Origin of the sequence: Actinacidiphila acididurans (assembly GCF_016918855.1) — a bacterium.
GTDB classification, from domain to species: Bacteria; Actinomycetota; Actinomycetes; order Streptomycetales; family Streptomycetaceae; genus Actinacidiphila; species Actinacidiphila acididurans.
The window spans coordinates 110,995-134,229 of the sequence record NZ_JADKYB010000001.1 but is presented as its reverse complement, the minus strand read 5'-3'; the positions used below and the strand labels follow the sequence as shown (position 1 = coordinate 134,229).

Annotated in this window: 18 protein-coding genes and 1 pseudogene; 4 read left to right on the top strand and 15 right to left on the bottom strand. The window is 70.4% G+C overall.

Annotated features, from left to right (window positions below; all coding sequences use genetic code 11):
* Window positions 1–44: 44 nt before the first annotated feature.
* The 4 genes from ITX44_RS00450 to ITX44_RS00435 all read right to left on the bottom strand — a co-directional run bounded on the left by ITX44_RS00450 (window position 45) and on the right by ITX44_RS00435 (window position 3,578).
* Entirely contained in the window at window positions 45–1,160 is a 1,116-nt protein-coding gene (locus ITX44_RS00450) for an ABC transporter substrate-binding protein (RefSeq protein ID WP_205354922.1), read from the bottom strand.
* 129 nt (window positions 1,161–1,289) lie between these two features.
* Window positions 1,290–2,144: an ABC transporter permease gene (locus tag ITX44_RS00445; protein WP_236059637.1), complete on the bottom strand. Its 855-nt coding sequence runs from the start codon at window positions 2,142–2,144 to the stop codon at window positions 1,290–1,292.
* Between the two features lie 17 nt (window positions 2,145–2,161).
* On the bottom strand, window positions 2,162–2,998 hold the full coding sequence (locus ITX44_RS00440) for an ABC transporter ATP-binding protein (RefSeq protein WP_205354921.1): 837 nt from the start codon (window positions 2,996–2,998) through the stop codon (window positions 2,162–2,164).
* Window positions 2,999–3,152: 154 nt separating this feature from the next.
* Window positions 3,153–3,578 carry a hypothetical protein gene (locus tag ITX44_RS00435; RefSeq protein ID WP_205354920.1) on the bottom strand — a complete coding sequence of 142 codons (426 nt, stop codon included), beginning with the start codon at window positions 3,576–3,578 and terminating at the stop codon, window positions 3,153–3,155.
* Window positions 3,579–3,889: 311 nt separating this feature from the next.
* Here ITX44_RS00435 and ITX44_RS00430 point away from each other — a divergent pair, with 311 nt between their 5' ends.
* From ITX44_RS00430 to ITX44_RS00420, 3 genes are all read left to right on the top strand, one after another.
* Window positions 3,890–4,096 (top strand): hypothetical protein, encoded by a 207-nt coding sequence (locus ITX44_RS00430; protein ID WP_205354919.1) that lies wholly within the window; start codon window positions 3,890–3,892, stop codon window positions 4,094–4,096.
* A 435-nt stretch (window positions 4,097–4,531) separates the two neighbouring features.
* Window positions 4,532–5,590: a sulfite oxidase gene (locus tag ITX44_RS00425; protein ID WP_236059634.1), complete on the top strand. Its 1,059-nt coding sequence runs from the start codon at window positions 4,532–4,534 to the stop codon at window positions 5,588–5,590.
* A 275-nt stretch (window positions 5,591–5,865) separates the two neighbouring features.
* Window positions 5,866–6,063: a hypothetical protein gene (locus tag ITX44_RS00420; RefSeq protein WP_205354917.1), complete on the top strand. Its 198-nt coding sequence runs from the start codon at window positions 5,866–5,868 to the stop codon at window positions 6,061–6,063.
* 199 nt (window positions 6,064–6,262) lie between these two features.
* On the opposite strand, the pseudogene ITX44_RS43180 reads toward ITX44_RS00420, so the two are convergent.
* Window positions 6,263–6,593 (bottom strand): annotated as a pseudogene (locus tag ITX44_RS43180) (DUF8841 domain-containing protein); the annotation flags it as partial.
* A gap of 131 nt (window positions 6,594–6,724) precedes the next feature.
* On the bottom strand, window positions 6,725–7,564 hold the full coding sequence (locus ITX44_RS00415) for an oxidoreductase (RefSeq protein WP_205354916.1): 840 nt from the start codon (window positions 7,562–7,564) through the stop codon (window positions 6,725–6,727).
* A 210-nt stretch (window positions 7,565–7,774) separates the two neighbouring features.
* Between ITX44_RS00415 and ITX44_RS00410 the strand changes: the two genes are divergently transcribed.
* Window positions 7,775–8,668: a helix-turn-helix transcriptional regulator gene (locus ITX44_RS00410; protein WP_205354915.1), complete on the top strand. Its 894-nt coding sequence runs from the start codon at window positions 7,775–7,777 to the stop codon at window positions 8,666–8,668.
* 1,516 nt (window positions 8,669–10,184) lie between these two features.
* Here the strand turns inward: ITX44_RS00410 and ITX44_RS00405 are convergent.
* From ITX44_RS00405 to ITX44_RS00365, 9 genes are all read right to left on the bottom strand, one after another.
* Window positions 10,185–10,754 (bottom strand): P-loop nucleotide/nucleoside kinase family protein, encoded by a 570-nt coding sequence (locus tag ITX44_RS00405; RefSeq protein WP_205354914.1) that lies wholly within the window; start codon window positions 10,752–10,754, stop codon window positions 10,185–10,187.
* Between the two features lie 752 nt (window positions 10,755–11,506).
* Entirely contained in the window at window positions 11,507–12,943 is a 1,437-nt protein-coding gene (locus ITX44_RS00400; RefSeq protein WP_205354913.1) for a non-reducing end alpha-L-arabinofuranosidase family hydrolase, read from the bottom strand.
* Window positions 12,944–13,715: 772 nt separating this feature from the next.
* Entirely contained in the window at window positions 13,716–16,637 is a 2,922-nt protein-coding gene (locus ITX44_RS00395) for an NEW3 domain-containing protein (RefSeq protein WP_205354912.1), read from the bottom strand.
* 586 nt (window positions 16,638–17,223) lie between these two features.
* A complete protein-coding gene (locus ITX44_RS00390; protein WP_205354911.1) occupies window positions 17,224–17,997 on the bottom strand; it encodes an SDR family oxidoreductase in 774 nt (257 codons plus the stop codon).
* Window positions 17,994–19,040: a zinc-dependent alcohol dehydrogenase gene (locus tag ITX44_RS00385; RefSeq protein ID WP_205354910.1), complete on the bottom strand. Its 1,047-nt coding sequence runs from the start codon at window positions 19,038–19,040 to the stop codon at window positions 17,994–17,996. Before ITX44_RS00385 ends, ITX44_RS00390 begins: the two co-directional genes overlap by 4 nt.
* Window positions 19,037–19,375: an L-rhamnose mutarotase gene (locus ITX44_RS00380; RefSeq protein ID WP_205354909.1), complete on the bottom strand. Its 339-nt coding sequence runs from the start codon at window positions 19,373–19,375 to the stop codon at window positions 19,037–19,039. Before ITX44_RS00380 ends, ITX44_RS00385 begins: the two co-directional genes overlap by 4 nt.
* A complete protein-coding gene (locus ITX44_RS00375) occupies window positions 19,372–20,331 on the bottom strand; it encodes an amidohydrolase family protein (RefSeq protein ID WP_205354908.1) in 960 nt (319 codons plus the stop codon). The genes ITX44_RS00380 and ITX44_RS00375 overlap by 4 nt, the downstream gene beginning before the upstream one ends.
* Entirely contained in the window at window positions 20,328–21,275 is a 948-nt protein-coding gene (locus tag ITX44_RS00370) for an aldo/keto reductase (protein WP_205354907.1), read from the bottom strand. The genes ITX44_RS00375 and ITX44_RS00370 overlap by 4 nt, the downstream gene beginning before the upstream one ends.
* Window positions 21,272–23,203, bottom strand: a complete 1,932-nt coding sequence (locus ITX44_RS00365) for a DUF8034 domain-containing protein (protein WP_205354906.1) — start codon at window positions 23,201–23,203, stop codon at window positions 21,272–21,274. The genes ITX44_RS00370 and ITX44_RS00365 overlap by 4 nt, the downstream gene beginning before the upstream one ends.
* Window positions 23,204–23,235 lie beyond the last annotated feature (32 nt).

The following is a 23,235-nucleotide window of genomic DNA, read 5'->3' as shown; positions in this document are numbered from 1 at the left end:
TTTCGGCAGGCCGGGGACCGGAGGGCCGCCCCGCGCCAATGCTGCTACGGGGCAGGCCAGACGAGCTTGCCGCCGGCGTAGATGTCGCCGACGAACGAGGTGTCGAACCACCCCTTGGCCTTGTCCGCGGTCACACCGGCCGGCACGATCTTGAACTGGTGCAGCATGTCGACGAGCTTCGCGACGTTGCCGGGGTCGATGCCGCCCAGCGGCTGCCCGGGCGTCGGGTTGCCCTTGACCACCTGCGTCTCGGTCTTCCAGATGGTCGCGTTCAGCGTCTTGTCGTACGTCGGGCCCGACAGCTTCGCCGCGAAGCCGACGCACTCGGTGATGTGTTCCTCACTGGACGAGCAGTAGTCGTAGGCGTGCAGCGCCGCGCGCAGGATGTCCTCGACGGCGTGCGGATGCGCCGTGGCGAACGCCGGGTTCACGGCCATCGCACCGATGGAGCTGGGGACGCCGTAGTCGACGGGCTTCCATACGGTGACGTCCTTGCCGGCCGCCTTGAGCTGGTTGGGCTCGTTGGAGACGAATCCGGTGAGTGCTTCGAGGCCGCCCTGCCTGCGGGGCAGTACGGAAGGGTCGTACCCCTCCTTGACGAGTCTGAGCGAGTCCCACGTGACCCCGGCCTTGACGAGCATCGCCTCGACGGCGGCGGGCACATAGCCCTTGTGGCCGACCACTTTGCCGTCGAGCTGGGTGAGCTCGGTGATGTCCTTGTTCGTCATCAGGATGTCGAGGCCGGCGTTCGAGTACGAGGAGATGCCCTCGATGTCGATGCCGTTGGCCTGGGCCTGGATGATGTCCTGTTCGGCGATGGCGGACACGGTCGCCTGCCCGCTGGCCAGCAGTTTGGTGTTCTGTGCGGTGTCGCCGGTGCCGGGTTTGAGGGTGACGGTGAGGCAGAGGTCCTTGAAATAGCCGAGCTTGGCGGCAGCGATGTATTCGAGGATGGACACCGACGACTGGAACTGGTAGCCGGACAGATAGGTGATCGTGCCGGCGGCCTTGTTCTCGGCGCAGCGCTCGGCCGAGATCGCGGAACCGTTCGAGCCGGCCGAGGAGCTGTCGCTCGAGCCCGAGCCGCACCCCGCGACGCCGGCGGTCAGCACAGCGGCGGCGAGGCCCGCGAACCCGGATCTGATGAAGCGGTGCTGCATGGGTGACTCCAAACTCGTGATACACCGGGGGTGGCGTGGATGAGGGTGATGAGGGCATGGATCACCGGGCGCCCGGCCCTCGTGGGCCTGCGCGGCGACAGCGCGGCCGTGTGATCGGCGGTGGGTCAGTCAGTCCTGGGTGCTGTCGTGCCAGTGCAGCGCACGCCGCTCGACCAGCGTGACGGCGAGCAGGAGCAGCACGCCCATGAGCGCGAGGACGAAGATCGACGCGTACACGACCGGTAGCTGGTTCATGGACGAGGCCACGCTGATCGCCGTGCCGAGGCCGCGGGTCGACCCTGACGCCGACATCTCGGCCACCACGGCGCCGATGATCGACAGCGGGAAGACGATGCGCAGCGCGGCGAAGAGGAAGGGCAGGGCATGGGGGATGCGCAGGTGCCACAGCAGTTCGATGCGGGAGGCGTCCATCGTCCGGTACACCTGGAGCACCTGCCGCGGCACGGACCGCAGACCGGTCGCTGTGTTGATGAGGATGGGGAAGAAGCAGATCAGACCGGTGATGATCAGCTTGGGCATCGGTCCGAAGCCGAAGGCCACGACCAGGGCCGGAGCGATCGCCACCAGCGGGGTGACGTTGAGTACGACCGCGATCGGCATGACGGCCCGGCGCACGAGCGGAAGTTCGCTGGTCAGCACCGCGAGAACGAACGCGGCGGCGAACCCCATCGCGAGTCCGGCGGTCGCCTCGCCCAGGGTGACGAGGGCATTGTGGACGTAGTAGCCGAGATTCGTGCGGAGCGAGCTGCCGATCTTCGGCAGTGACGGCAGCAGGTACGGCAGCTTCCGGGCTCCGTACTCCCACAGGGCGGCGATAATCGCCAGCATCACCACGAGGGGCAGCCACACGGACGGGCGGATCCATGCCATCCGGGACTTCGGATGGCTGAGGCTGAAGCGCGACGGTTCGGCGGGCCGCTCCGCTCCGGACGCCGTGGCGGTGCTTTCCTCGGCTACGGTCATTTCCCTGAACCCCCCATTCACGCGGCGTCGCTGTGCCAGGCGCGGCGCAGACGGTCTCTGATCAGGTCCTCGTACTCGTGGAAGCGGTGCTCCCCGAAAAGGCGTTCGCCGCGCGGCCGGGGCAGGTCGACCTCGATGGACTCGACGATGCGGCCGGGTTTCGGGGCCATGACGACCACGGTGTCGGAGAGCCGGACGGCCTCGGACACGGAGTGGGTGACGAACAGGACCGTAGTCTTCAGCTCGTCCCACAGATCGAGCAGTTGATCCTGGAGGCTCTCGCGGGTGAATTCGTCCAGCGCGGAGAAGGGCTCGTCCATGACGAGCATGTCGGGCCGAAGGCCGAAGGCGCGCACGATCGCGACGCGCTGCCGCATACCGCCGGACAACTGAGCCGGAAGCTTGTGCAGGGCTTCGCCGAGACCTGCCTTGACAAGGAGTTCGCGCATGTCGGGGGCGGCCGGTGCGCTCTCCCGCTCGGTGAAACCGGCGATGCGCCCGCGTCGTTTGGCGGCTCCACGGTTGATCTTCTGCGGCAGCGTGACGTTCCGGAGTACGGACATCCAGGGCAAGAGGGCCGGGGTCTGCGGCACGAGACCGATCATCTTGGCGGCACATGCCTCGGCCGGTGTGACACCGTGCACCCGGACGTCACCGCGGTCGGGCTGTTCGAGGCCGGCCACAAGGCGCAGCAGTGTCGATTTGCCGCAGCCGCTGGGTCCGATGAGGCTGACGAAGCTGCCGGGCCGCACCGTCAGGGAAACGTCGTCGAGGGCAACCGTTGCGGATGGCCCGAAGCCGTAGGCCCGGCGCACGGACCGCAATTCAAGTGCAGGCGTTCCTGGCACCTTCACGCTCCCGTCCATGTTGCGGGCGCACAGGCCCGATCCTGGAAGCCGGAGAGCATGCGTGGCGAGCTCGGCTGACTGCCACGCGGAAATCCGCCTAGGTTCCCCGACCGTAGCCATCTTCTGTTTCGGCCCACCGCGACGGCCGGTTACGCGCGTTTTACGCCGGGCGTCGTAGTGTTACGACCGTGCTGCCGTCGAAGACGTAGATCTCGATGCCGAGTTCCGCCGCGGCGCGGGCGACCCAGCCGGCGAGCGCTTGGACGATCAGTTCGGTGACGACGAGCACCGCGCGTTCGGCGGTCGGCACCGAGTCCCGCAGCCACAGCAGCTTGAACATGTCGGCCAAGACCTTGTTGCGGTAGGCGGGTTTGTAGGCGCCCTGATTGCTGACGAGCTGGACGAGCAGGCGGCCCTCGGGGTCGATCCCCTCGACCTCGACCCGGCTGCCGTCGGGCAACATGAGCGGCTTCGGGCGCAGCGGCGTACCGAGGCGGTCGCCCAGGGCGGTGAGCATACGGCGTTCGATGGAACCTTCGGCGAATCGGCTCCACTCGGTGGGGCTGTCAAGGACCGTCAGGCGCATCTTCCGGAGTCTAGGAAACGCCGGTTTCCCACGTGTTTCACGAGCATGAGCTCGCAGGCCTCGATCAGCCGACACGGCCGGCCCAGCAACCAGGGCCGCGCACGGACCGCGGCCTGATGACGCGACTGCCCGGCGGAAGGATCACGACTCGAACGCGCGTACCCTCGGTAACACTTCTGGGACCGGCCGCGCTGCGGTAGTCAGACGCGCTGCTCAGCGGCGGAGCGGCTGTCGGTCCCGTCGAATCGGCACACCACCGAACCGGCCGAGGCCGTAGAGACATCCCCGAGCCAAGAAGGGAAACGCAGCTCATGCGTAACTCCACACAGGTCGAGACCCGCGAGATCACCGACAGCGACCTGGACGGCATTTCGGGCGGCATCGGTATCTCCGGCGGCGGTGGCGCAGGCCCCGTCAGTGTCTCCGGCGGTGTCGACATCGAGGGCCTCGAAGGGCTCGCGGAGCCCCTGGAGTCCGCACTCCCCAATGCGCGGGTCTCCGGCAACGCCACCTTCTGACGGCGGCATCTGCCTCAAGGCGCCATGATTCCTGTCCCGGCCCGAACTTCCGTGGGGGATACGCGGGCCGGGGCAGGGCCGCATCCCGATGCGGCATGTGACGGCCCCGGTCGCCGGCTCCCCCCGTGGCGGGCGACCGGGGCTTCATGCCGTATGGATGCAACCGGACGAAGGACGCCGATCCCCCGTGCCGTTCCACGGGCCGCCGTCGAATGACCTGGATGGCGCATCGCCCTCGGGCCGACGGGCCGACCTGCCCAAGGTCGCGGAGGCATGCACCGAAGGCGGCAGCCTTGCCCACGGCTCGCTCTCCCACTGGAGGCCGCGGCGATGCGCGCGCTGTCGCCGTCGCCGAAACCGAGCGGGATCGAAGGTGCCGCTCGGAAGGACTGCGAGCATAGTAGCGATATGGGCATATGGAACAAACGAGACGATATGATCGTGCACCAGAGCGAGCCCTACAACGCTGAACCACCTCCTGGCGCGCTCGTGGACGCGGTCACCCCTTTGGACACCTTCTACGGCCGCAACCATGCCCCGATCCCCCGCCTCGACGGGACGAGCTGGCGGCTGCGGGTGGACGGCACGGTCGACCGCCCGCTGGAATTGTCGCTGGATGAACTGCGGCGCCGCTTCCCCGAACGGAAAGTGCTCGCCACTTTGCAGTGCGCGGGCAACCGCCGCGCCGACCTCGTGGAGTTCCGCGACATACCCGGCCAGGTCCCCTGGGGCCCCGGAGCCATCTCCACGGCATGGTGGACCGGTGCGAGCCTGGCGGATGTACTGACCGAGGCAGGGCTGCAGGCAGAAACGGCCCACATCGCCTTCATCGGTGCCGACGTGTCACAGGACGCCGACCCGCCACAGCCCTTCGGCGCCTCAATACCGGCGGCGAAGGCCACCTCCAGCGAGGTACTCCTGGCCTGGGCGATGAACGATCAGGCTCTTCCCGCCGCGCACGGCGCCCCGCTGCGCGCCGTCGTCCCGGGCTACATCGGCGCCCGCAGCGTCAAATGGCTCCAGCGCATCACCGCACAGACCGAACCGTCCGACAACTACTTCCAGTGGGAATACAGCCTCCTGCCGCCCGAGGCCGACCCCCGCAAGGCAGGACCGGGCGACGGCATCACGCTCGGGCCGGTCGTCATTCACATCGCCATCCTGCGGCCCGGCAAAGGCACCCCGCTGCCCTCCGGACCCACCGAGGTCACCGGCGTGGCCTTCGCCGGCGACGACCGCATGGTGACACGCGTGGACGTGTCCGCCGACGGCGGTACCACCTGGGTCCAGGCCGATCTCAACGCACCGGACACCCCGTGGACGTGGCAGCACTGGCGTGCCACGCTCACCCTCCCGTCAGGAGAGACGGAACTCCTCGCCCGCGCCTGGGACTCCGCCGCAGCCGTACAGCCCGAGTCCCCAGCGACGGTCTGGAACCCCAAGGGCTACGCCAACAACGCCTGGGCCCGTCTCCACGTCACCTGCGACCGCTGAAAGCCGGACGGCCGGCCCGCAGATCCCAACGGCACGCCGGCGAGCCGCGGACACCTCCCCACCGCTCGACTTTGAAGACCTGTCAACGTCCGCTCCGCCAAGAGCAGCCGCATCCTGGCCGAACTCGCCGGAGGCCACGGGGACCGCCCCTGGCACAGCGGGGCTGTGCGGGCAGCGCGGTCTCGGCGGCCAGGTCACCCAGGGAGAGCGGGCGAACTCATCCGCTCCGGCCCCGGATCGGCAAGGAACGCCGTCGGATCCTCCTCGGCGCAGGCATGGAGGGACTCGTAGTCGATCCCGTCCTGCCACTGGTGGACGACGTGCAAGCAGCTGTCCGGGACGTCGGTGACCGATGCTTCGACCGGCGCGGACTGGCGGACTGTTCGAGCAGCCGCGTCACCGCGGTGACCATGAAGCGCGCGGCGTCCTCGCCGATGTCCGTCGGCTCCAGCAGGGTGCCGTTGTCGGCGTAGTCGACGTACAGGCCGCGCACCTTCATCAGGTGCGTCTGACGGGCCGCTTCGGCCACCTCATGGAGCATCTGCTCCACAGCTGGTCGGCATCTGCTCCGCGCTGATGGCCAGGACGAAGTGCGCGAAGCCGGGCCTGGTCGTGTCGATCAGCTCCTGCGCGCAGGCGACAGTCGGGGTGGCGTACCAGGCCGGACCCTCCGGGCGGCCGCCGTGCGGGGTGAACGGGCGTGAGCGAGCCCGGGACTGGGCCAGACACCCAACTGCCGGTGACGCCGCCCCGCACGGCGCGGGTGGGCGGCCGAAGCGCGGTCATCAGCTCCCGGCCCGCCACCGCGGTGGAGCCACGCGAGGTCAGCACCCGCGCGAGCTCGGGCCGTATCTGCTTGACGACCTTGTGGTCCTCCGGCAGCCGCATCGACCGCCGGTCCTCCAGCCACTCCGACAGCCCCAGCCCGGGCGGCGGCCGCGGCGGTCGCCACGATCAACCGGTCGCAGTCCTTCCCCGACCGGTGCAACCGCGCCGCACCGAGCCGAACCCGGCGCCTTCCGTGCGCCGCGCTGCGCGACGGCGTATTGGTCGAGGCGCCCGCCGGCACACACTGCTGCGGGTGGGAGGCCCGTCTCAGGGTCGCCATGACCGCTTCCTCGTCCCGGTTGCGCGTCAGTCCTGGGGGATGTCGGTGGAGCGGGAGAGGTTCTCCCACTCGGCGGCGCTGCCGGTCAGCTCCTCCGCACGCTGGGCGAACGAGGCGAGCGCGTCACTACCGGACGCCCACCGCTCGGGCGGCGTCTCCAGCGCGGCAAGCCGGACGATGGCCGGGCCGAACCTGGCCGGGTCTCCGAGCTGAGTGTGGTTGCTCGCCTCCAGGTAGGCATGCTGCTGGGTGCGGAACGACGCGTAGTCGTCGATTTCGACGTCCCCGTGGCTGACGGAGCTCGGGTCGAGGAAGTCCGTGCGGAACATGCCCGGGTGCACGCAGGTCACGTGGATCCCGAAGGGTGCGACTTCCCGCCCGAGCCCCTCCGACCAGCCGGTGACGGCGAACTTGGTGGCGCCGTAGATCGGGGAACCCGCGATGCCGATGATGCCGGACAGCGAGGAGATGTTGATGACATGCCCCGACCTCTGGGCCCGCATGACCGGCAGCACGGCCCGGCTGACGTTGAACACCCCGAAGACGTTGGTGGCGAACTGCCGCTCGATGGACTCCGGCGACTGCTCTTCGAAGTAGCCCAGCTGACCGTACCCGGCGTTGTTGACCAGGACGTCGATCCGACCGAAGCGGTCGGTCGCGGCGGCCACGGCCGCGTCAATGCTCGCGGGGTCGGTCACGTCCAGGGGCAGGGCGAGCACCCGCTCACTGTGCGCGTTCAGGGCCGCCTGCGCCTGCGCGGGGCGGCGGGCGGTCGCCACAACGGTGTCACCGCTCTCCAGTGCCGCCCGCGCGATCTCGTAGCCGAAGCCTCGGTTCGCCCCGGTGATGAACCAGATCTTGCTCATAATCCACTCTTTTCGTCACTCGTTGCGGATCAGTCGCAACGCGGCGTGTGTGTACTCCGGACAGGTCCGGCCGCGCGCCATCACCGCTCACACCCATGCGATCACGGGATCCACCGTGATGCGCACTCGCGGCACGCCCTGCTGCACCTGGTACTCGCAGTACGCGGTGAACCGCACCGCTTTTCGTGGGCAGGACGGAGAATGGGGTTCATGGACAACGATGGGAGCCTGCGTGAATTCCTGACCTCGCGCCGCGCGCGGCTGCGCCCGGAGGATGTCGGGCTGCCCACGTCGCCGGTACCGCGGCGGCGCCCGGGACTACGGCGGGAGGAGGTCGCCGCGCTGGCCGGGGTGAGCGTCGACTACTACGCCCGCTTGGAGCAGGGGCGTGTCGGCAAGGTGTCCGACCAGGTGCTCACAGCGATCAGTGAAGCCCTGCGCCTCGACGCGCTGGAGCGCCGGCACCTGCGGGCCCTTGTCGAAAGCATCGCCGACGGACCGCGTACGGCGGTCCGCCCCCGAAACGAAGGCCGCCAGGCGGCGCGCGTCGGCCTGCGGGAACTGGTCGCCTCACTCGACCCGCTGCCGGCCATGGTGCAAAGCAGGCGCATGGACGTCCTGGCACTGAACAATGCCGCGAAGGTACTGCTCACCGACTTCGATCGGATACCGGCCAGGGACCGCAACATCGTCCACTGGCTCTTCACCGACCCACAGGCCCGCACCCGATATCCCGACTGGGACGATGTCGCCGGCGACACGGTCGCCGCGCTGCGCAGCGCACGCGACCCCCGCTTTCCCGACCAGGAGCTGGAACGGCTTGTCGGCGAACTGTCCGTGGCCTCGCCCGAGTTCGCCGCCCGCTGGGCCGACTACCGCCTCTTCCAGCACAGTCACGGGTCGAAACGATTCTTCCATGAGACCGTCGGGATACTCGAGCTTCGGTACGAGAGCTTCGCCGTGCCGGGTATCGAGGGACAGACCCTCACGATCTACACGGCACCGCGTGGTTCCGCGGCGGACGACAAGCTGCGCCTGCTGCTGAGCTGGGACGCCACGTACCGCAGCGACGCGACCGCTCCCGGTCACGCACCGAAGAAGTGACGCGCCGCCCCGCGCTCCCGCTCACGGACCAGCCCCCCTCGACAGGCCCCGGACAACGACGCGTCCACGTGGCCCGGGCGCTGATCCTCAAGTCCCCGGTGGAGGCCGCCTGCTCCCGGCCTCGGGCCCGCACACCCGGCTGCCAGTCCCGCGCCGACTCTTCCTCCAGCGCCGCCCGGAGCGCCTTCTGCGGCCGCTTGAGCCTGCCTGCGGCGTTGCGCTGCCGTGCGCGGGAGACGCCCAGACGGGCCGCCACAGCCGCCGTAACCCTTCGCCCGCCCCAGCAGGAACCGCGGCCTGTTCCTGGGCGGCGTCGATACGCTTGATGACGTACTGGTCACGGATTACTACCACATGCACCTCCGGCGGTCTGCTCCCCCGGCGGGTACGGTCGCAGTCTCGGTCTCGGGGAACGCGCGGCGGCTCAGCTCGGGCATCGCGGCGGTCGGCCGCTCTATTGCCGTGGCGATGAACGGCGCTGCCCGTTGCTGCAGGAACGGATGGAAGGCGCCCGCTCCAACTTCGCCTCGCCGACAAGGGCACAACCAGCCTCGGAGTCCAATCTCTCGAAAAAGGGCGGTCATGATTGCAGCCCGCCTCAACCGGTGTAGTCCCCGATGCTCGCTCCGCCGCTACCGTGGGCACAGTCAACATCGTCTGTCACCGGGACCTGTGGTCAGGGAACCTGTAGGTGGCCGCCGCGGGCCGGGCGCAGTCGCTCCAGCTTGCCGGGCCGCCGCGGGGGCGCCGTGCTGTGGCTGCCGCACCAGGCGCACGGTGCCCAGGTTTTCCGTACGCCCAGCCAGTCGCCCAGGCGCCGACGCAACTTCAGCAGCTCACCAGGTACCGGAGTCGGCCGCAGCATGACCACCGGGCGGTGTCCGAACGGCGGCCCCAGTGACGGGCTGCGGGCTGCAGGGGCCGGAGCCCGGCCGCGGGTGCGCAGCAGGTCGAGGAAGTCCCTCCGGGCCTGGTTGGTCGCCGCGGACGTCGGCGGGGCCGGCCGCCCCGGACGAGCCGGTCGCGCAACTGGCCGCTCTCGGCCAGCGGGACGTACCGCTCCAGCGCCGCGGCGGCCAGCAACGACGGCAGGCTGCGGCGGGCCGCGCCGAAACCGTCCAGAGCGAGCGCTCGCGACAACTCCCCCCGGAAGGCGTTGAGCTGACGCCGTCGCACGGCCCCGGCCGCCGGCAGGCGAGGCGGCCTCGCAGAAGGCGGTCAGCTCCTCCTGGGCCGCCGGGCCCATGAGCTCGGTGAGCTCGGCCCGCGTTCGTCACTGCGTCAGACCTTCCCGGAACGCGGGCGATCAACAAGCAGCTGGCCCAGGCGCTCCTCTTCCTCGGCCATCATCCGCCGCCAGTCCCCGCGCTCCCCGGCCCACAGCAGCGACAACCGGGTGTCCTGCGGGCACTCGACAGCGATGGCCGCGTCGGGCTGGCAGCGGCACTTTCTGTACCGCGACTGTTCACACCCGGTTGTCACCGAAGGTCGGTGACCGATTGGCGGGCCGGCCGGGTCAGCTGTCGGTGCACGAGGGCCATGTGTCTTCCGCCCACTGCGACCAGCTCGGCCAGCCCGCCGGTGGGGTGGGAATCTCGCCGCCGTCGAGTTCGGCGGCGTCGGGCACCTGGAACTGCTCCCGCCACGCATCCAGGTCGGCCTCGCTCATCGGGAACGTCTGATGCGGTGTTGTTTCCTGGCGGTGCGCGATGCGGGCAAGCTGGACGTCCTTGTCCACGGGCATGTAGACCACCTGGCATGATGCTTCGACCGACCGGGCAAGCCAGCGCAGTGCCGACCGTTCGTCGCGGCTCCAGAGCCCGTAGTCGAGTACGACGCTGGTCCCCAGCCGCAGCGCCTGCAGGGCGACCGAGATGAGCCGCCCTTCGAGCACCCAGCGCTTGCCGTCGGCCATCGAATCGCCGAACAGCGGGATCATCCAGTGATCCGGGGTCAGCCGCAGCGCCCGGTGGGTTGCGGCGAGTTCTTTGGCGCGGGTGGTTTTCCCAGCCCCGGGGAGCCCGACCATCAGGAGCAGGATGGCGGTACGCGGGTGCTGTGCATCGAAACGCTGCGACTGAGACATGACTTCCCTGATCAGGCAGGACGACCCGGCGTCACAGGAATATGAGTGACTGCCGGCAGGACACTGATCCGGCGGTACGTCCTGGCACTGCCCCATGCGGGGGCAGGCAATGGCCGCGGTTACAGAAACCGCGATACCGCCGCTAAGCGGCGGTTGTAGTCATGGGAGCGCAGCAGCACATGCCTTGATCATAGCGGACCGGCTGTGCCCCGGGCGGCGTGGGCGCCGGGGCGGCGGCGCGGGCAGCGGTACGCGTCCGGCCGTGGTGTGGTTCCACGGCAGGGCACAGCAGTGACAGCCGGGGCAGGGGCGCGCGTCGCCGGGGGCTGGCAGGCCGGTCAGCTCCAAGATCGCCTCGGGGGACGGCTTGAAGTAGCAGCGATGGCCGTCGAACGGCAGGCCAGGGTTCAGCAGGACGGGTCCGGCTGGCGGCGCGAGTGCGAGACGCCGCACGTGCCGTGTCCGACCTCATGGCCGCCTTTGAGGCATGTCATGCTTCGGCGTCCGTTCACCGGGCACGTCGTGTCTCCGGCCGGCCCTGAAGCAGCAGGAGGAGGCTCGCCGTAGGCTGCTCCAGGGGCCGGCCGTGCTTGGAAGACGGTCCGCGGTGCCCGGCCCGGCGGCTGCCGGGCCGGGCACCGTGCAGCACCCGAAGCGAGCGGAATCCCCTGCCGGTCGGCGCCGGGCGCCTTGCGGCGTACCGCGGAGGAACCCCGGTCGACGCGTGGCGCGCTCGGCGTGGGTCGGGCGGGTCAGTGCTGCAGGGTGAGGACGCCCGGTCGCCACGGCAGTTGGTCGTAGGGGCCGCCTGCGGAGGGGGACTTGCCCTGGTAGAGGAACTGCAGGTTGCAGGGGTCGATGGTCATGGTCTGGTCGGGGTTGTTGCGGACCAGGTCGCCGTGGCTGATGTCGTTGGTCCAGGTGGCGCCGCTGTTGGCCTTGCCGGCGAAGGGGTTGCTCTCGCTGGTGGCCTGCGGGGTCCACGAACCGCTGAGGCTGGAGGCGGTGAAGGAGCGGAAGTAGCGCCCGTTCGCGCCCATCGCCTCCACGATCATCAGGTATTGGTTCTGGCCCTGGACCTTGTAGACCTGCACCGCCTCGAACAGGTTGGCCTGCGAGTCGCTCATGACCGTCGTGTACGAGGAGCCGAAGTTGCCCGGGAAGTTCCCGATCGGCATGCTCGCCCGGTAGATGCTGCCGTTGTCACCGGCGAAGAATAGGTACATGTTCTGGCCGTCACCGATCAGGGTCTGGTCGATCGGGCCGGTGCCGGAGTTGGCGATGCTCCCGGTGAACAGCGGCTGCGGGGCGGACCAGCCGTTGGGGTTGGTGGGGTCACTGGAGGTGCGGTAGATGAACGGCCACGCACCCCACTGGTAGGCCAGCACCCAGATGTTCTTGGGCGCGAAGTAGAACAGCGTGGGCGCCACCGCGGACTGGCTCATCCCGGTCTGGCCGGCCGACGCCATGTCCGACCAGTTCGTGAACGGAGCGAAGGCCATTGAGCCGTACCCCGACCCCGACACGTTCGAGGCGTAGACCAGGTGCTTTCCGTTGTACACCACGTTGGTGAAGTCCTTCAGCGACACCCACCCGTTCGCCGGCTGCGCCAGCGGGCCCGTCGACGTCCAGTGGTACGCCGAGGGAAGAGCACACGTGCCGCCTGTCGGCGGAGTGGTCACCGGGGTCGACGTCAGGCCGGTCCACCGCTGATTGCTGCCGCTGTTGCACGTCCATATCTCCACCGCGGTGCCGTTGGCCGTACCGGCACCCGTGACGTCCAGGCACAGCCCGGACTCCACTCCGACGACCGTGCCGTCGGAGTTCACCCGCCACTGCTGGTTCGCGCCGCCGTTGCAGGTCCAGATCTCCACCCGGGTACCGGGCGCGGTGGCATGGCCCGGGACATCCAGGCACTTGCCGCCGTACACGGACAGCTGGTTGCCGGACGTCAACGTCCACTGCTGGTTCGCCTGGCCCGAGCAGTCGTAGATCTGCAGGTACGTGCCGTCGGTCTGGCCGGCGTTCGGCACGTCGAGACACCGGCCGGAACCGACACCTCGTAAGGCGCCGCTCGCGTCGGCGTGCGCCGGATTGGCGACGACCGTCACCGCCAACGCGACCACGGCCGCGACAGCGGCGGCGAGCACCCCGAACAGATGCCCGCGGCTGGAACTTGCTTGGTGCATGGGTCCTCCTGATCCTTGAGCAGGTGGTTCCGGTCGGCCCTGTCCGAGGCCGTCCGGACGGTGGATGTGGTGCGGGTCGCAGCGGCCCGTTGGCACCCGCCACGACCACGGAAAATCGATCGGGGCCACGCGGAACGGGACTTGCGGCCAAGGCCAGCGGCCGTCCCGGGGCTCGATCCGGTGCTGTCCCTGACAGCACCGGGTGGGTCACCGCCCTGCGGTGTGAAGTGGCGGCGCCGCTGCCGCGGAACTCGTCGAACCGAACGCCCGGCGGAGGCGGTGGTGATGAACACCGGCCCGGCCGGTGCCTGTCGGGGTTGTCAGGCGACGCGCGTTCCGGGTCCGCGGACGTAGGCGGCGGAAGAAGGACACATTGCTGTGATCATGAGACAACTCCTGCATGAGGAAGAATTGTGAGCGCTAACAATCCTCGTGGGGGGACTGCATGGAGATGAGTGGCACACGAGCCCCTGTTGCGCGCAGGCGGCCGAGTAGCACGAGACTGACACATACCGGCAGCCCGTCTCAAGGGTCCTGCACGGTTGTGCGGCACGGCGCGGCTCGGCTCGATCGCGCGAGGTTCCGGGACGAGCCCGGTTCCCCGCGTACGGCCGGCCCGTCCGAGGGGCCGGGGCACGGTGGCGTGCCCCGGCTTACCCGGCCGATGGCAGCGGCCTGGCCTGCGAACCGACACACTCGTGATCGCCGACCAGGCCGCACTCCACCTCGCCGCCGTCCTCATCCGGGCGCGGCGCCGGCGGAAGGGACAGAACTAGGCCACGTTGAAACCGCTGAAGTCGGCCTCCCCTTGCGCACTCGGGCTGTGGGCGGTGGCGATCATGCCGGCGTCCTCCGCGGACGTGGCACCGGTGAGAGTGATCGCGGAGCCCACCTGCATCCAGGTCGACCCGTCAGTGGAGTAGTAGCCGCTGACCTGGCTGCCGCTGCGCTTCAGACGCAGCCAGACCGGTGCCTTGACCGACTTGTCGACGGAAGAACTGAACTGGTCGAGGTAGCCGGGTGTGGCGGCGTCCTGCCACTGGAAGGAGACGCCGTTGCCCGGGGTCACCACCAGGACCGCGTAGCCCTGTGCGGAGCCGGGCGCGGTCAGGTCGTCGCGCAGCACCAGGCCGGCCTTGGACCACGGGTCCACCGCCTGCTGGGCGGTCACCTCGACGGTGATCGTGGCCGTGTCGGCGGCCGCCTTGGGGCTGTAGAGGGCGCCGTACTCGTCGAAGTGCTGCCCGCCGGCCCCCCATATGTCGTTGCCGCCGGTCAGAATGGCGTAGCGGTCGCCCGCCTGGCCGAAGACGGAGGGCACCGAACCGAAGGACCGCAGTGTCGTGACGGCTCCCGCGACGGAGACACGGGCCGACGACGTCGCGGTGTACGCCGATCGGCCGCCGCGATAAGCGGCGTTGAGGGTGAAGGCCCCACTGGTGAGCGGGTCCGGCACGGTGGCGGGAGCGGTCACCAGCCACGAGACGGTCGCTGTGCCGCCGGCCGGCACGGTCGGGTTCGGCCGGGCCGCCGGGCTCGCGGTCCACCCCGCGGGCAGGTCCAGGCCGAGCGTCAGACCGGTGATGTCCCGGGTGGAGAAGTTCTGGACGGTACCGGTCAGCGTGGTGGTGCCGCCGGAGCCGACCGAGGACTTGGCGGCGGTGAGTTCCGCGCCGGCCGGCGCCGGCCGGGAGTCGGCGGCGGTGCGCAGGGCGGGCTCGATGCCCGCCTCATAGATGACCTGCTGTGCGGCCAGCGGCCAGTTGGTCCCGCCGACCTGGACGTTGCCGGTCAGGACGTTGTTGTGCGGGGCTCCGGTGGCGACCTGGGTGGCGCCGCCGTTGTACCAGTTGGTGTCGAAGGTGTTGTCGTCGGTGTTGTTGGTGCTGCTGGCGTTGGTGAAGGCGAACACACCGCTGTCCTGGACGACGTTGTGGCTCATCGTCACGTAGCGGGAGCCTTCGTCGAGGTAGAGGCCGACGGTGTGCTGGTTGTCGTAGATGTAGTTGCTGTCGAAGACCGCTCCGGGGTTGGCGGAGAGGTTGTACAGGCTGCCGCCGTCGTGGAAGACCTTCTTGGTGCCGTGGATCAGGTTGTGGCTGACCACGGTGTCCTTGAGTGTGGTCGGGGTGGTGTAGACGGGCTGGTAGTTGTAGAGGCCGCGATTCCGGTAGTCCTGGCTGCCGCCGGGGTCGTTGAAGCCCCAGCCCCAGCCGACGTCGATGCCGTCGTAGGCCAGGTCCGAGACCTCGTTGTGGGTGATGACGGCATGCGTGACGTACGTCGACAGGATGCCCGACATCTCCTTGTAGTCCTCGGCCACCTTGGTCACGAGGTTGTCGGAGATCGTGATGTCCTTGTTGACCATGGCCGGATCGGACGGGTGGTGGGCGTCGGCCTGGATGCCGCCGGCGACGATGCCCGCGCCGGAGTCGTCGGTGAACGTGTTGTGGTACACGGTGATGTCGGAGGTGCCGAGGCCGGTGCCGGAGGCGTGGGCGTTCGCGTCGTTGCCGATGCCCAGGCCCACCTGGCCCAGGTGCGCGAAGGTGTCACCGCTGAAGGTGATGCCGCTGGCCGCGGAGACCTGCACCGCCGCGGGGATCTGGTCCCAGCCGCTGCGCGTGGCCTCGAACTGCTGGCAACCGCTGCGGCAGGACGTGATGAAGTCGGCCGGCTGCGGATACGGGGACGGTATGAACGCGCCGTTCTGCTGGTCGGCGTAGCCGATCGAGGTGCCGGGCACCAGCCAGGTGCTGTGCTCGAAGGCGATGCCCTGGAAGGTGATGTTGCGGACGGGGTTGGCGTAGGTGCCACTGACCTGGAGCAGCGAGGTCAGCTGCGGCAGTTCGATGTCGTGGGCGGTGGGTGTCCACCCCGCGGGGGCCTTGTAGTAGAGCTGTCCGGCTTGCGGGTCCAGGTACCACTGGCCTGCGGTCTTCAGGAACGCGTAGGAGTTCTCCAGTTGCAGCGACCCGCCGGCGAAGGGGCTGGCCAGGGTGTCGTAGCCCCAGTTGTTGTTGTTCCAGGCCGGCTGCTGCATCGTGACCGTGGTGCCACTGATCGACTGCACCGGGGCATAGCGATCGGTGAAGGAATCCTGACTCTCCACCTCGATCCGGCTCTGCTCCGGCAGCGTCGCCAGGTAGTCCAGCGCGGGGTTGACGACGGTCATCCCGCTGGGGGTGATCTTCACATCGCTGCGCGAGATCGTGATCGCCGCCCGCGGTGCCAGTGCGCCGTCCACGTACAGCTGCCGGGAGTCTGCGCCGGCCGGTACGGAGGCAGCGTAGATGTTGTTCGCGGCGTCCTTCACCGTCCACCCGGTCACCTGCCGCCCGCCCGAGATCACCGGGTGCTGCCCGGGCAACGCCTGCCAGGTCACGCTGTGGCCGTTCGATCCGGAGTCCGCGGCAGTGAGCTTCCAGGGCTCGGTCAGGCGGTAGGTGCCGCCCGCCAGCGAGACGATCACGTCGGCCTTGCCCGACAGCGTGCGGGCGAGCTGCTGGGCCTCCGCGATGGTGGTGACGTGACGGCCGGCGGCTCTGGACTCGTGGTCGCCGTTGGGAGAGACGATGATCCTGGCCACCGGGCCGGTGGTGGCATGGGCGGGCGCCGCGGTGAGCGCGGTCCCGGCCAGGGCGGCGAGCGCCGCCGCAAGGGCAGCCGTCGCCGCCCGTGGATAACGGTGCATGAGACATCCTGGATTCGAGGGTGGGAGAGCACGGGAACATGACGGAGACCGCGCCGTCCTCGCCGGAGCGGGCGGCGCCGTGGCCGCCGGGCCCATGCGGGGTGCGCGTACCGGTCTCGGTGACGGCCGGCGGTCGTCCTCGCCGGCCGGAACTGGAGCAAGCCGTGACATGACGGCACGCCTGCGGGGCGCCGTCCTCTACCGCACCGCCACGGGATTCGCCGCGGTGGCGGGGACGGAAGTCACCGCGCGGGGGACCTCCGGGGTGGAACCGACCCCGTCACCACCGGGATACGGCGGTGCGGTCGACGGCCGGCGGCTCGGGCCGTTCCTGGGGGAACGGGCCGCGACGGCATGCGCTCGGCAGTGGCGTCGGGCGGCCCGGCCTCGGGTCGCGGGAGGGCCGCGTTCCCGGCCCGGGCAGAAACCAGACATCGTCGTCCGCTTTCCTCTTCGACGGAGCGGCACCGGCTGTGCAGGCGCCGTGTTGGTGCGGCATGGCCGCGGCCGGCACCGGTGCCCGGGCGCCCGTGCCGGTACGGCAATGCGTCACGGGCGGGGCGCGCGGGGCACCGGCGGGGAGGGGTTACCGGCCGAGCCAGCCTCCGTCCACCGGCAGCAGCGCCCCGTGGACGTAGTCCGAGGCGGAGGAGGCGAGGAAGACGGCCGCTCCCCCGATGTCCTGCGGCGTGCCCCAGCGGCCGGCGGGGATGCGGTCGAGGATGGCCGCGTGCCGGGCGGGGTCGTCGCGCAGTGCCCGGGTGTTGTCGGTCGCCACGTAGCCGGGGACGATCGCGTTGACGTTGACACCGCGCCCGGCCCACTCGTTGGCCAGCGCACGGGTCAGGCCGGCGATCCCGGACTTGGCCGCGGTGTAGCCCGGGACGGTGATCCCGCCCTGGAAACTGAGCAGCGAAGCGGTGAATACGATCTTCCCGCGGCCCCGGTCCAGCATCCGGCGCCCCACCTCACGGGTGAGGCTGAACTGGCTGCCGAGGTTGACGGTCAGTACGTGGTCCCAGTCGCTGTCGGAGTGCTCCGCGGCGGGGGCGCGGCGGATGGTGCCGGCGTTGTTGACCAGGATGTCGACCGGCCGGTCCAAGTCCCCCAGCGCGGTGGCCAGAGCGGAGACCTCGGCCCGGTCGGCGAAGTCGGCGCGCAGTGGCGTGCAGGTGCGGCCCAGCGCGGTGACCCGCTTCTCCACCTCGCTGCCGGAGGCTTCCATGGCGGCGCTGACGGCGACGATGTCGGCGCCGGCCGCGGCCAGCGCCTCGGCGATCGCCAGGCCGATGCCGCGGCGGGCACCGGTGACGACGGCGAGTTGTCCGGACAGATCGAAGGGCGTGCCGATGTACGTCATCGGGCGCCCCCGGCTTCGGCCGACCGGCAGTCGATCAGGACCTTCATGACGCCGTCGCCCGACTCCAGCGCCTCGAAGGCCCGCACCACGCGGTCGAGCGGCTCGATCCGGGAGATCAGGGTCTCGGCGGGGATGTCGCCGCCGGCGATCAGCGCCACCGCGGTCTCGAAGTCGCCGCGCTCGTACAGGCGCGCGCCGATCAGGGTGAGCTCCCGCCAGAAGAACCGGTGCAGGCTGATCTCCCTCGGCTGGGGATGGATGGCGACCTGCACCAGGCGTCCGCGGGTGGCCAGGGAGTCCACCGCGGTGGTCACTCCGGCCGCCGCGCCGGAGACCTCGAAGGCCACCGCGGCGCCCGCGCCGTCGCTCCAGCGGGCGAGGGCGTCCGTGAAGTCGTCGGTCCCGGGCGGGAGGGCGGTCAGGCCGAGGCTCTCGGCGACGGACCGGCGGTAGGGGTCCGGCTCGACGAGCAGCACATCGGCCCCGGATCGCCGGGCGACAACGGCGATGAGCAGGCCGATCGGTCCGCCGCCGACGACCAGGGCCTTCTCCCCCGGCTCCAGAGCCGCCCGGCGGACGTCGTGGACGGCGACCGCGGTGGGCTCGACCAGGGCGGCGTGGTCCAGTCGCAGGTCGTCGGGAAGGCGGACCAGCGTGTCGGCCGGGACCGTCCAGCTGCTTTGCAGGGATCCGTCGGCGTCGATGCCGATGAACACCAGCCGGTGGCAGATGTGGGAGTGGCCGGCCCGGCACGCCGGGCACTGCCCGCAGGCGGCGAGCGGCATGACGGTGACGTGGTCGCCCGGCTGCCATCCGGTCACGCCCGGGCCGGTCTGAGCGACGCGTCCGGACATCTCATGTCCTATCACGCCCGGCGGATCCACCCGCGCGTCCATGGCGCCGTGGTAGACGTGCAGGTCGGTGCCGCAGATTCCGGTGTACGCCACGTCGATGCGGACGTGGCCCGCGGGCGGTGGCGCGGTCTTCACGTCTTCCACCGTCAGCGTTCCGGCTGCGACATACGAGACGCGTCGTGCGTTCACGCGGGCAACTCCTCGGTCAGGTGCCAGATTTCCTGGAGATCGGACCACTGCCCGCCGGCGCCGGAATCGGGCCACGGCTGCTGGCAGGGGTCGGTCAGCTCCCACCAGCGCTGGGTGTCCGGGTCGGCGGCAATGGACGCGAGGTCGGCGGCGAAGTCCTCGCCGTGGTACTCGAAGTAGCTGAAAAGAACGTCCTCGCGCAGAAAAATGGTGTAATTGCGGATGTTCGCGGCGCGCAGTGCCGCCTCGACCCCGGGCCACACCTCCCGATGCAGGGACAGGTACTCCTCGCGGTGTTCCGGCCGCAGCCGGATGGTCTGGGCGACACGCTTCATGCCGGTTCCTCTCCTGTGGCGGACGGGACGGTCCCGGTTCCGCCGGCCCGGTCGAGCCCGTAGATGCGTACGGCGTTGGTGCGCAGGACCGCCTCGGCGTCGCTGTCCGGCAGGCCGGCCAGCGCCGTACGCACCAGATCGAGCCACTGCCCGTACGACGTGGCGAGCGTCATCACCGGCCAGTCGCCCCCGTAGAGGCAGCGGCCGGGGCCGAAGACCTCCAGGGCCTCGCCCAGCAGCGCGAGCAGGTCCTCCGCCGGGGTGCCGGGATCGGCCTCGGTGGCCAGGCCCGAGAGCTTGCACACCGTGTTGGGGGCGTGCGCCAGTCTGCGCAGGGCGCGGCTCCATTCGGCACGGGACCCGGCCGGGGACGGCTTGCCCAGGTGGTCCAGGACGATGCGGACCCGCGGGTAGCCCTCGGCCAGTTCGGCCAGCTCCGTCAACTGGTGCTCGCGTACGCACGCGTCGAAGGGCAGTCCCGCTCGTCCCAGCAGGTCGAGCCCGGCGCGGAAGTCGGCGCCGCGGGTGAATCCGGCGATCTCGTCCTGGATGTTGTGCCGCACACCGACGACGAAGGGGTCGTCGGCGTACGCGCGGATCACGGCCGGCGCCGCAGTCGGGTCGTCGAGCGGGACATGGGCCACCGCTCCGCGGATCCACGGCCGGGTCCTGGCCATGCCGCGGACCCACTCCAGTTCGTCGCCCGCCTGGCCGCCGACGCGTCCCGCCTCCACGAACACCGCTTCGAGCGGTTCGGGGACGGCGTCGGCGAAGTCGTCCGCGGTGAAGGCACGGTTGAGCGGGGGAACCGCGTCGAGCCACGGGTAGGACAGCGGGCCCGGGTTCCAGAAGTGGACGTGGGCGTCGACCGGCGGCGCGGGCCGCGCGGCGCCGGCGGCCGCCGCGGGGGACGTCTCGGAGGACGCTGCGGAAGACGCTGCGGAAGACGTGGTCATGGTCGCCGCTCCGGGTGCTGGTTCTCGGGACGGCCGTTGGTCCAGCCCTGGTCGCGTACCGGAGCCAGGCACTCCTCGACGGCGTGCAGGAGGTCTTCGTCCATGGGCCGGTTGAGCCATGCGACGGTGTCGCGCACCTTCTGCGCGCTGGAGGTGCCGAAGACCGTGGACGTGAACCCGCCGGTGGTGACGGCGAACTGGAGGGCGATCCGCGCGATGTCGGTGCCGCGGGCCCGGCACAGCGCCGCCGCCGCGGCGCAGCGTTCGAGCACGGCCGCGGGCGCCGGATGCCAGGCGGCCGGTCCCCGCTCGGTGAGCGCTCCCATCGCCAGGGGCGAGGCGTTGATCACCGCCGTACCGCCCCGGGCGAACCGCCGGGCGTACTGCGCGAGGCGGCGGTCCTGCACGGTGTACTGGCAGTAGGACATGACCGTGTCCGCCGGGATCCGGGTCGTCACGTACTCCAGGGCGTCCAGCGGATACCCGGTGACGCCCACCGCGCGCACCAGGCCGGCGGCCTGCATCGCGCGCAGGGCGGGGATCGTCTCCTCGACGATCAGGTCGAGGTCGCCGAACTCGATGTCGTGGCACTGGACCAGGTCGAGGTGATCGGTTCGCAGGCGCCTCAGGCTCTCGTGCACACTGCGCTCGACCCGTTCGGCGCCGAAGTCGAAGTCGTCGTCGCCGTACCGGCCGACCTTGGTGGCCAGGACGTAGGCCGACCGGTCGACACCGCGCAGCGCCTTGCCCAGGACCGTCTCGGCGAGGGTGGCCCCGTAGTACGGCGAGACGTCGAAGAAGCAGATGTCCAGGTCCAGGGCAGTGTGCACGGCGTCGATGCCGTCGCGTTCGGCGAACGCCCCGTAGACCGCGCCCAGCGGGGACGCGCCGAATCCCAGTTCGGAGACCTCCAGGCCGGTTCCGCCGAGCGTGCGGCGCTTCACGGCGTGCTCCGCTCGGACGGCTGGTCGAACGGAGTGCGGTAGGACGGCGGCCGGGTGCGCAGGTCCAGGCGCAGGGTCAGACGGACCCGGGTGGAGCGGGGCAGCTCGACGCGCAGCCACGGGCCGCCGACGTCCGCGCAGGCGCACTCCACGACGGGTGCGCGGTGGCCGTAGTCGTAGAGGTCGCCGATCCAGGACGGATCGGAGCACACCGAGTACTCCACGGTACGGATGGTGTGCTCGGCGAAGGCCCCGGCCTGCACGATCACCGAACGGTCCGCCTCGGGGTCCAGGTTCACCAGGTCGACCACGGTGCCCTCCGGGTCGACGGCCGACACCAGGGCTGCCACGGAGGGCGGAAGGCCCGGCCGGCGGGCGGCGGCGTCGTAGTAGCGGACCCGGGCCTGCTGGAGGCCGCCGTTGTAGACCACCTGCGGTCCGCCCCAGGTGAGCTGGACCAGCGCCTCCGTCACCACGGGGTTGGACTGCTGCCACACGTGGATGTCCGCCTCGGGGACGTCCATGTCGCGGTAGCGCTCCATGCGCGCCATGCGGTGCCGCACCTGGGCCTGGGCCGCCGCGAGGATCTTCTCCGGGTACTCGGGATGGTCGCCGGCCAGGAAGGCGAGCCAGGGCTCCTCGTGTCCGGCCTCCTCCTTGCTGCGGAACGAGCGCACGGTGCGCCAGTCGTATCCGGCGGCCGCGCGGAGCCGCTCCAGGCGCTCCCGGTCGGCCGCCGAGGCGCTGTGGTGCCACAGCGCGGTCGGGACGGCCATCAGCGGCGGGTTGTAGTCGAACCAGCCCCCGTCCTTGTACCGGAAGGGGACGTGCAGGGTCGGCGTCCGGACGTCCTCCGCCAGCTGCACCGTCCACTTGGACTCCAGGCTGGAGTCCGCCTCGGTGTACGGCATCGTCCGGCCGTGGGAGATGATCTCGTCCAGCGCGGGCCGCACCATGTCCAGGAACGACTCGTCGCCCGTGGCCGCCACCCCGGCCAGGGCCGCGACGATCGCGGCGTGCCCGACGCTGTACCAGCCGTGCGGCCAGGACCAGCCGTAGTGTCCGCCGTACCAGCGGCCCTCCAGCAGTCCGCCCACGGTGCCGTCCGGCGCGACGTTGTCCGGCAGGATGCCGCCGTTGGCGGCGGCGCGTTCGCGCCACGCGCCGACGTACTCGGCTATCCACTCCTGGTAACGCCGGTCGCCGGACAGCAGCCAGGCGTTCATGACCAGTCCGGACGCGGCGAGGTTGACCGCCGTGTCGCCGTCGCCCATCCGGCGGCGCATCTCCGCGCCCAGGCGGGGGTCCTCGTCGAGCGACGGGTCGTCGGCGCCGGCCGGCCGGATCCAGTCGAGGGGGAAGCCGTACATCCGGGCCTCCTTGGGCAGCCACGGGTAGGCGGCGCCGTCGAAGAGGCCCTCGCGTTCCGGGTCGCTGCCGTTGTGCGGGCGGCGGATGATGCGGTGTTCCGGGTCGTAGTTGCCGTGCTCCGGGTCGACGTACAGCTCCGCGAAGCGCAGCGCCCGCTCCTGCCACCGCTCGGGAGCCGCCATGCACAGGAAGTACAGCAGCAGCAGGCTCTCGCCCTGGTGGAACCAGTCGTAGCCGCGCTCGTACTCGTCCTTGAGCATCCCCAGCTCCGTGAGCTGGCCGGTGACGCCCTCCCAGTGCCGTTCGGCCCGGTCCAGCAGGTCGTCGGCGCCGCCGAGCAGGTAGAGCTGGGGCCAGTTGAAGAAGACTTCGTAGAAGTCGTCCACGCCGTCCCGGGACGTCAGCGCCGCGTCGTACCGAAGGCGCCCGTCCGGGCCGGTGAAGTCACGGGCGAACCGGCGCCACGCGCGGTCGAGCAGGTCGAACAGCTCGCGTTGCGCTGTCGCCCAGCCCGGCGGCTCCAGCAGCGGCACCGAGGCCGTGATGACGGGATGCATGAGGGGATCTCCATTTCAGGCATGGCGGCACC

Excerpts from the sequence above, each read along its gene's own strand:
- ITX44_RS00390 (WP_205354911.1), bottom strand. The coding sequence starts at position 17,997 with ATGACGTACATCGGCACGCCCTTCGATCTGTCCGGACAACTCGCCGTC.
- ITX44_RS00395 (WP_205354912.1), bottom strand. The coding sequence starts at position 16,637 with ATGCACCGTTATCCACGGGCGGCGACGGCTGCCCTTGCGGCGGCGCTC.
- ITX44_RS00410 (WP_205354915.1), top strand. The coding sequence starts at position 7,775 with ATGGACAACGATGGGAGCCTGCGTGAATTCCTGACCTCGCGCCGCGCG.
- ITX44_RS00365 (WP_205354906.1), bottom strand. The coding sequence starts at position 23,203 with ATGCATCCCGTCATCACGGCCTCGGTGCCGCTGCTGGAGCCGCCGGGC.
- ITX44_RS00425 (WP_236059634.1), top strand. The coding sequence starts at position 4,532 with ATGATCGTGCACCAGAGCGAGCCCTACAACGCTGAACCACCTCCTGGC.
- ITX44_RS00450 (WP_205354922.1), bottom strand. The coding sequence starts at position 1,160 with ATGCAGCACCGCTTCATCAGATCCGGGTTCGCGGGCCTCGCCGCCGCT.
- ITX44_RS00445 (WP_236059637.1), bottom strand. The coding sequence starts at position 2,144 with ATGACCGTAGCCGAGGAAAGCACCGCCACGGCGTCCGGAGCGGAGCGG.
- ITX44_RS00375 (WP_205354908.1), bottom strand. The coding sequence starts at position 20,331 with ATGACCACGTCTTCCGCAGCGTCTTCCGCAGCGTCCTCCGAGACGTCC.
- ITX44_RS00400 (WP_205354913.1), bottom strand. The coding sequence starts at position 12,943 with ATGCACCAAGCAAGTTCCAGCCGCGGGCATCTGTTCGGGGTGCTCGCC.
- ITX44_RS00435 (WP_205354920.1), bottom strand. The coding sequence starts at position 3,578 with ATGCGCCTGACGGTCCTTGACAGCCCCACCGAGTGGAGCCGATTCGCC.
- ITX44_RS00405 (WP_205354914.1), bottom strand. The coding sequence starts at position 10,754 with ATGTCTCAGTCGCAGCGTTTCGATGCACAGCACCCGCGTACCGCCATC.
- ITX44_RS00420 (WP_205354917.1), top strand. The coding sequence starts at position 5,866 with ATGGAGGGACTCGTAGTCGATCCCGTCCTGCCACTGGTGGACGACGTG.
- ITX44_RS00380 (WP_205354909.1), bottom strand. The coding sequence starts at position 19,375 with ATGAAGCGTGTCGCCCAGACCATCCGGCTGCGGCCGGAACACCGCGAG.
- ITX44_RS00415 (WP_205354916.1), bottom strand. The coding sequence starts at position 7,564 with ATGAGCAAGATCTGGTTCATCACCGGGGCGAACCGAGGCTTCGGCTAC.
- ITX44_RS00430 (WP_205354919.1), top strand. The coding sequence starts at position 3,890 with ATGCGTAACTCCACACAGGTCGAGACCCGCGAGATCACCGACAGCGAC.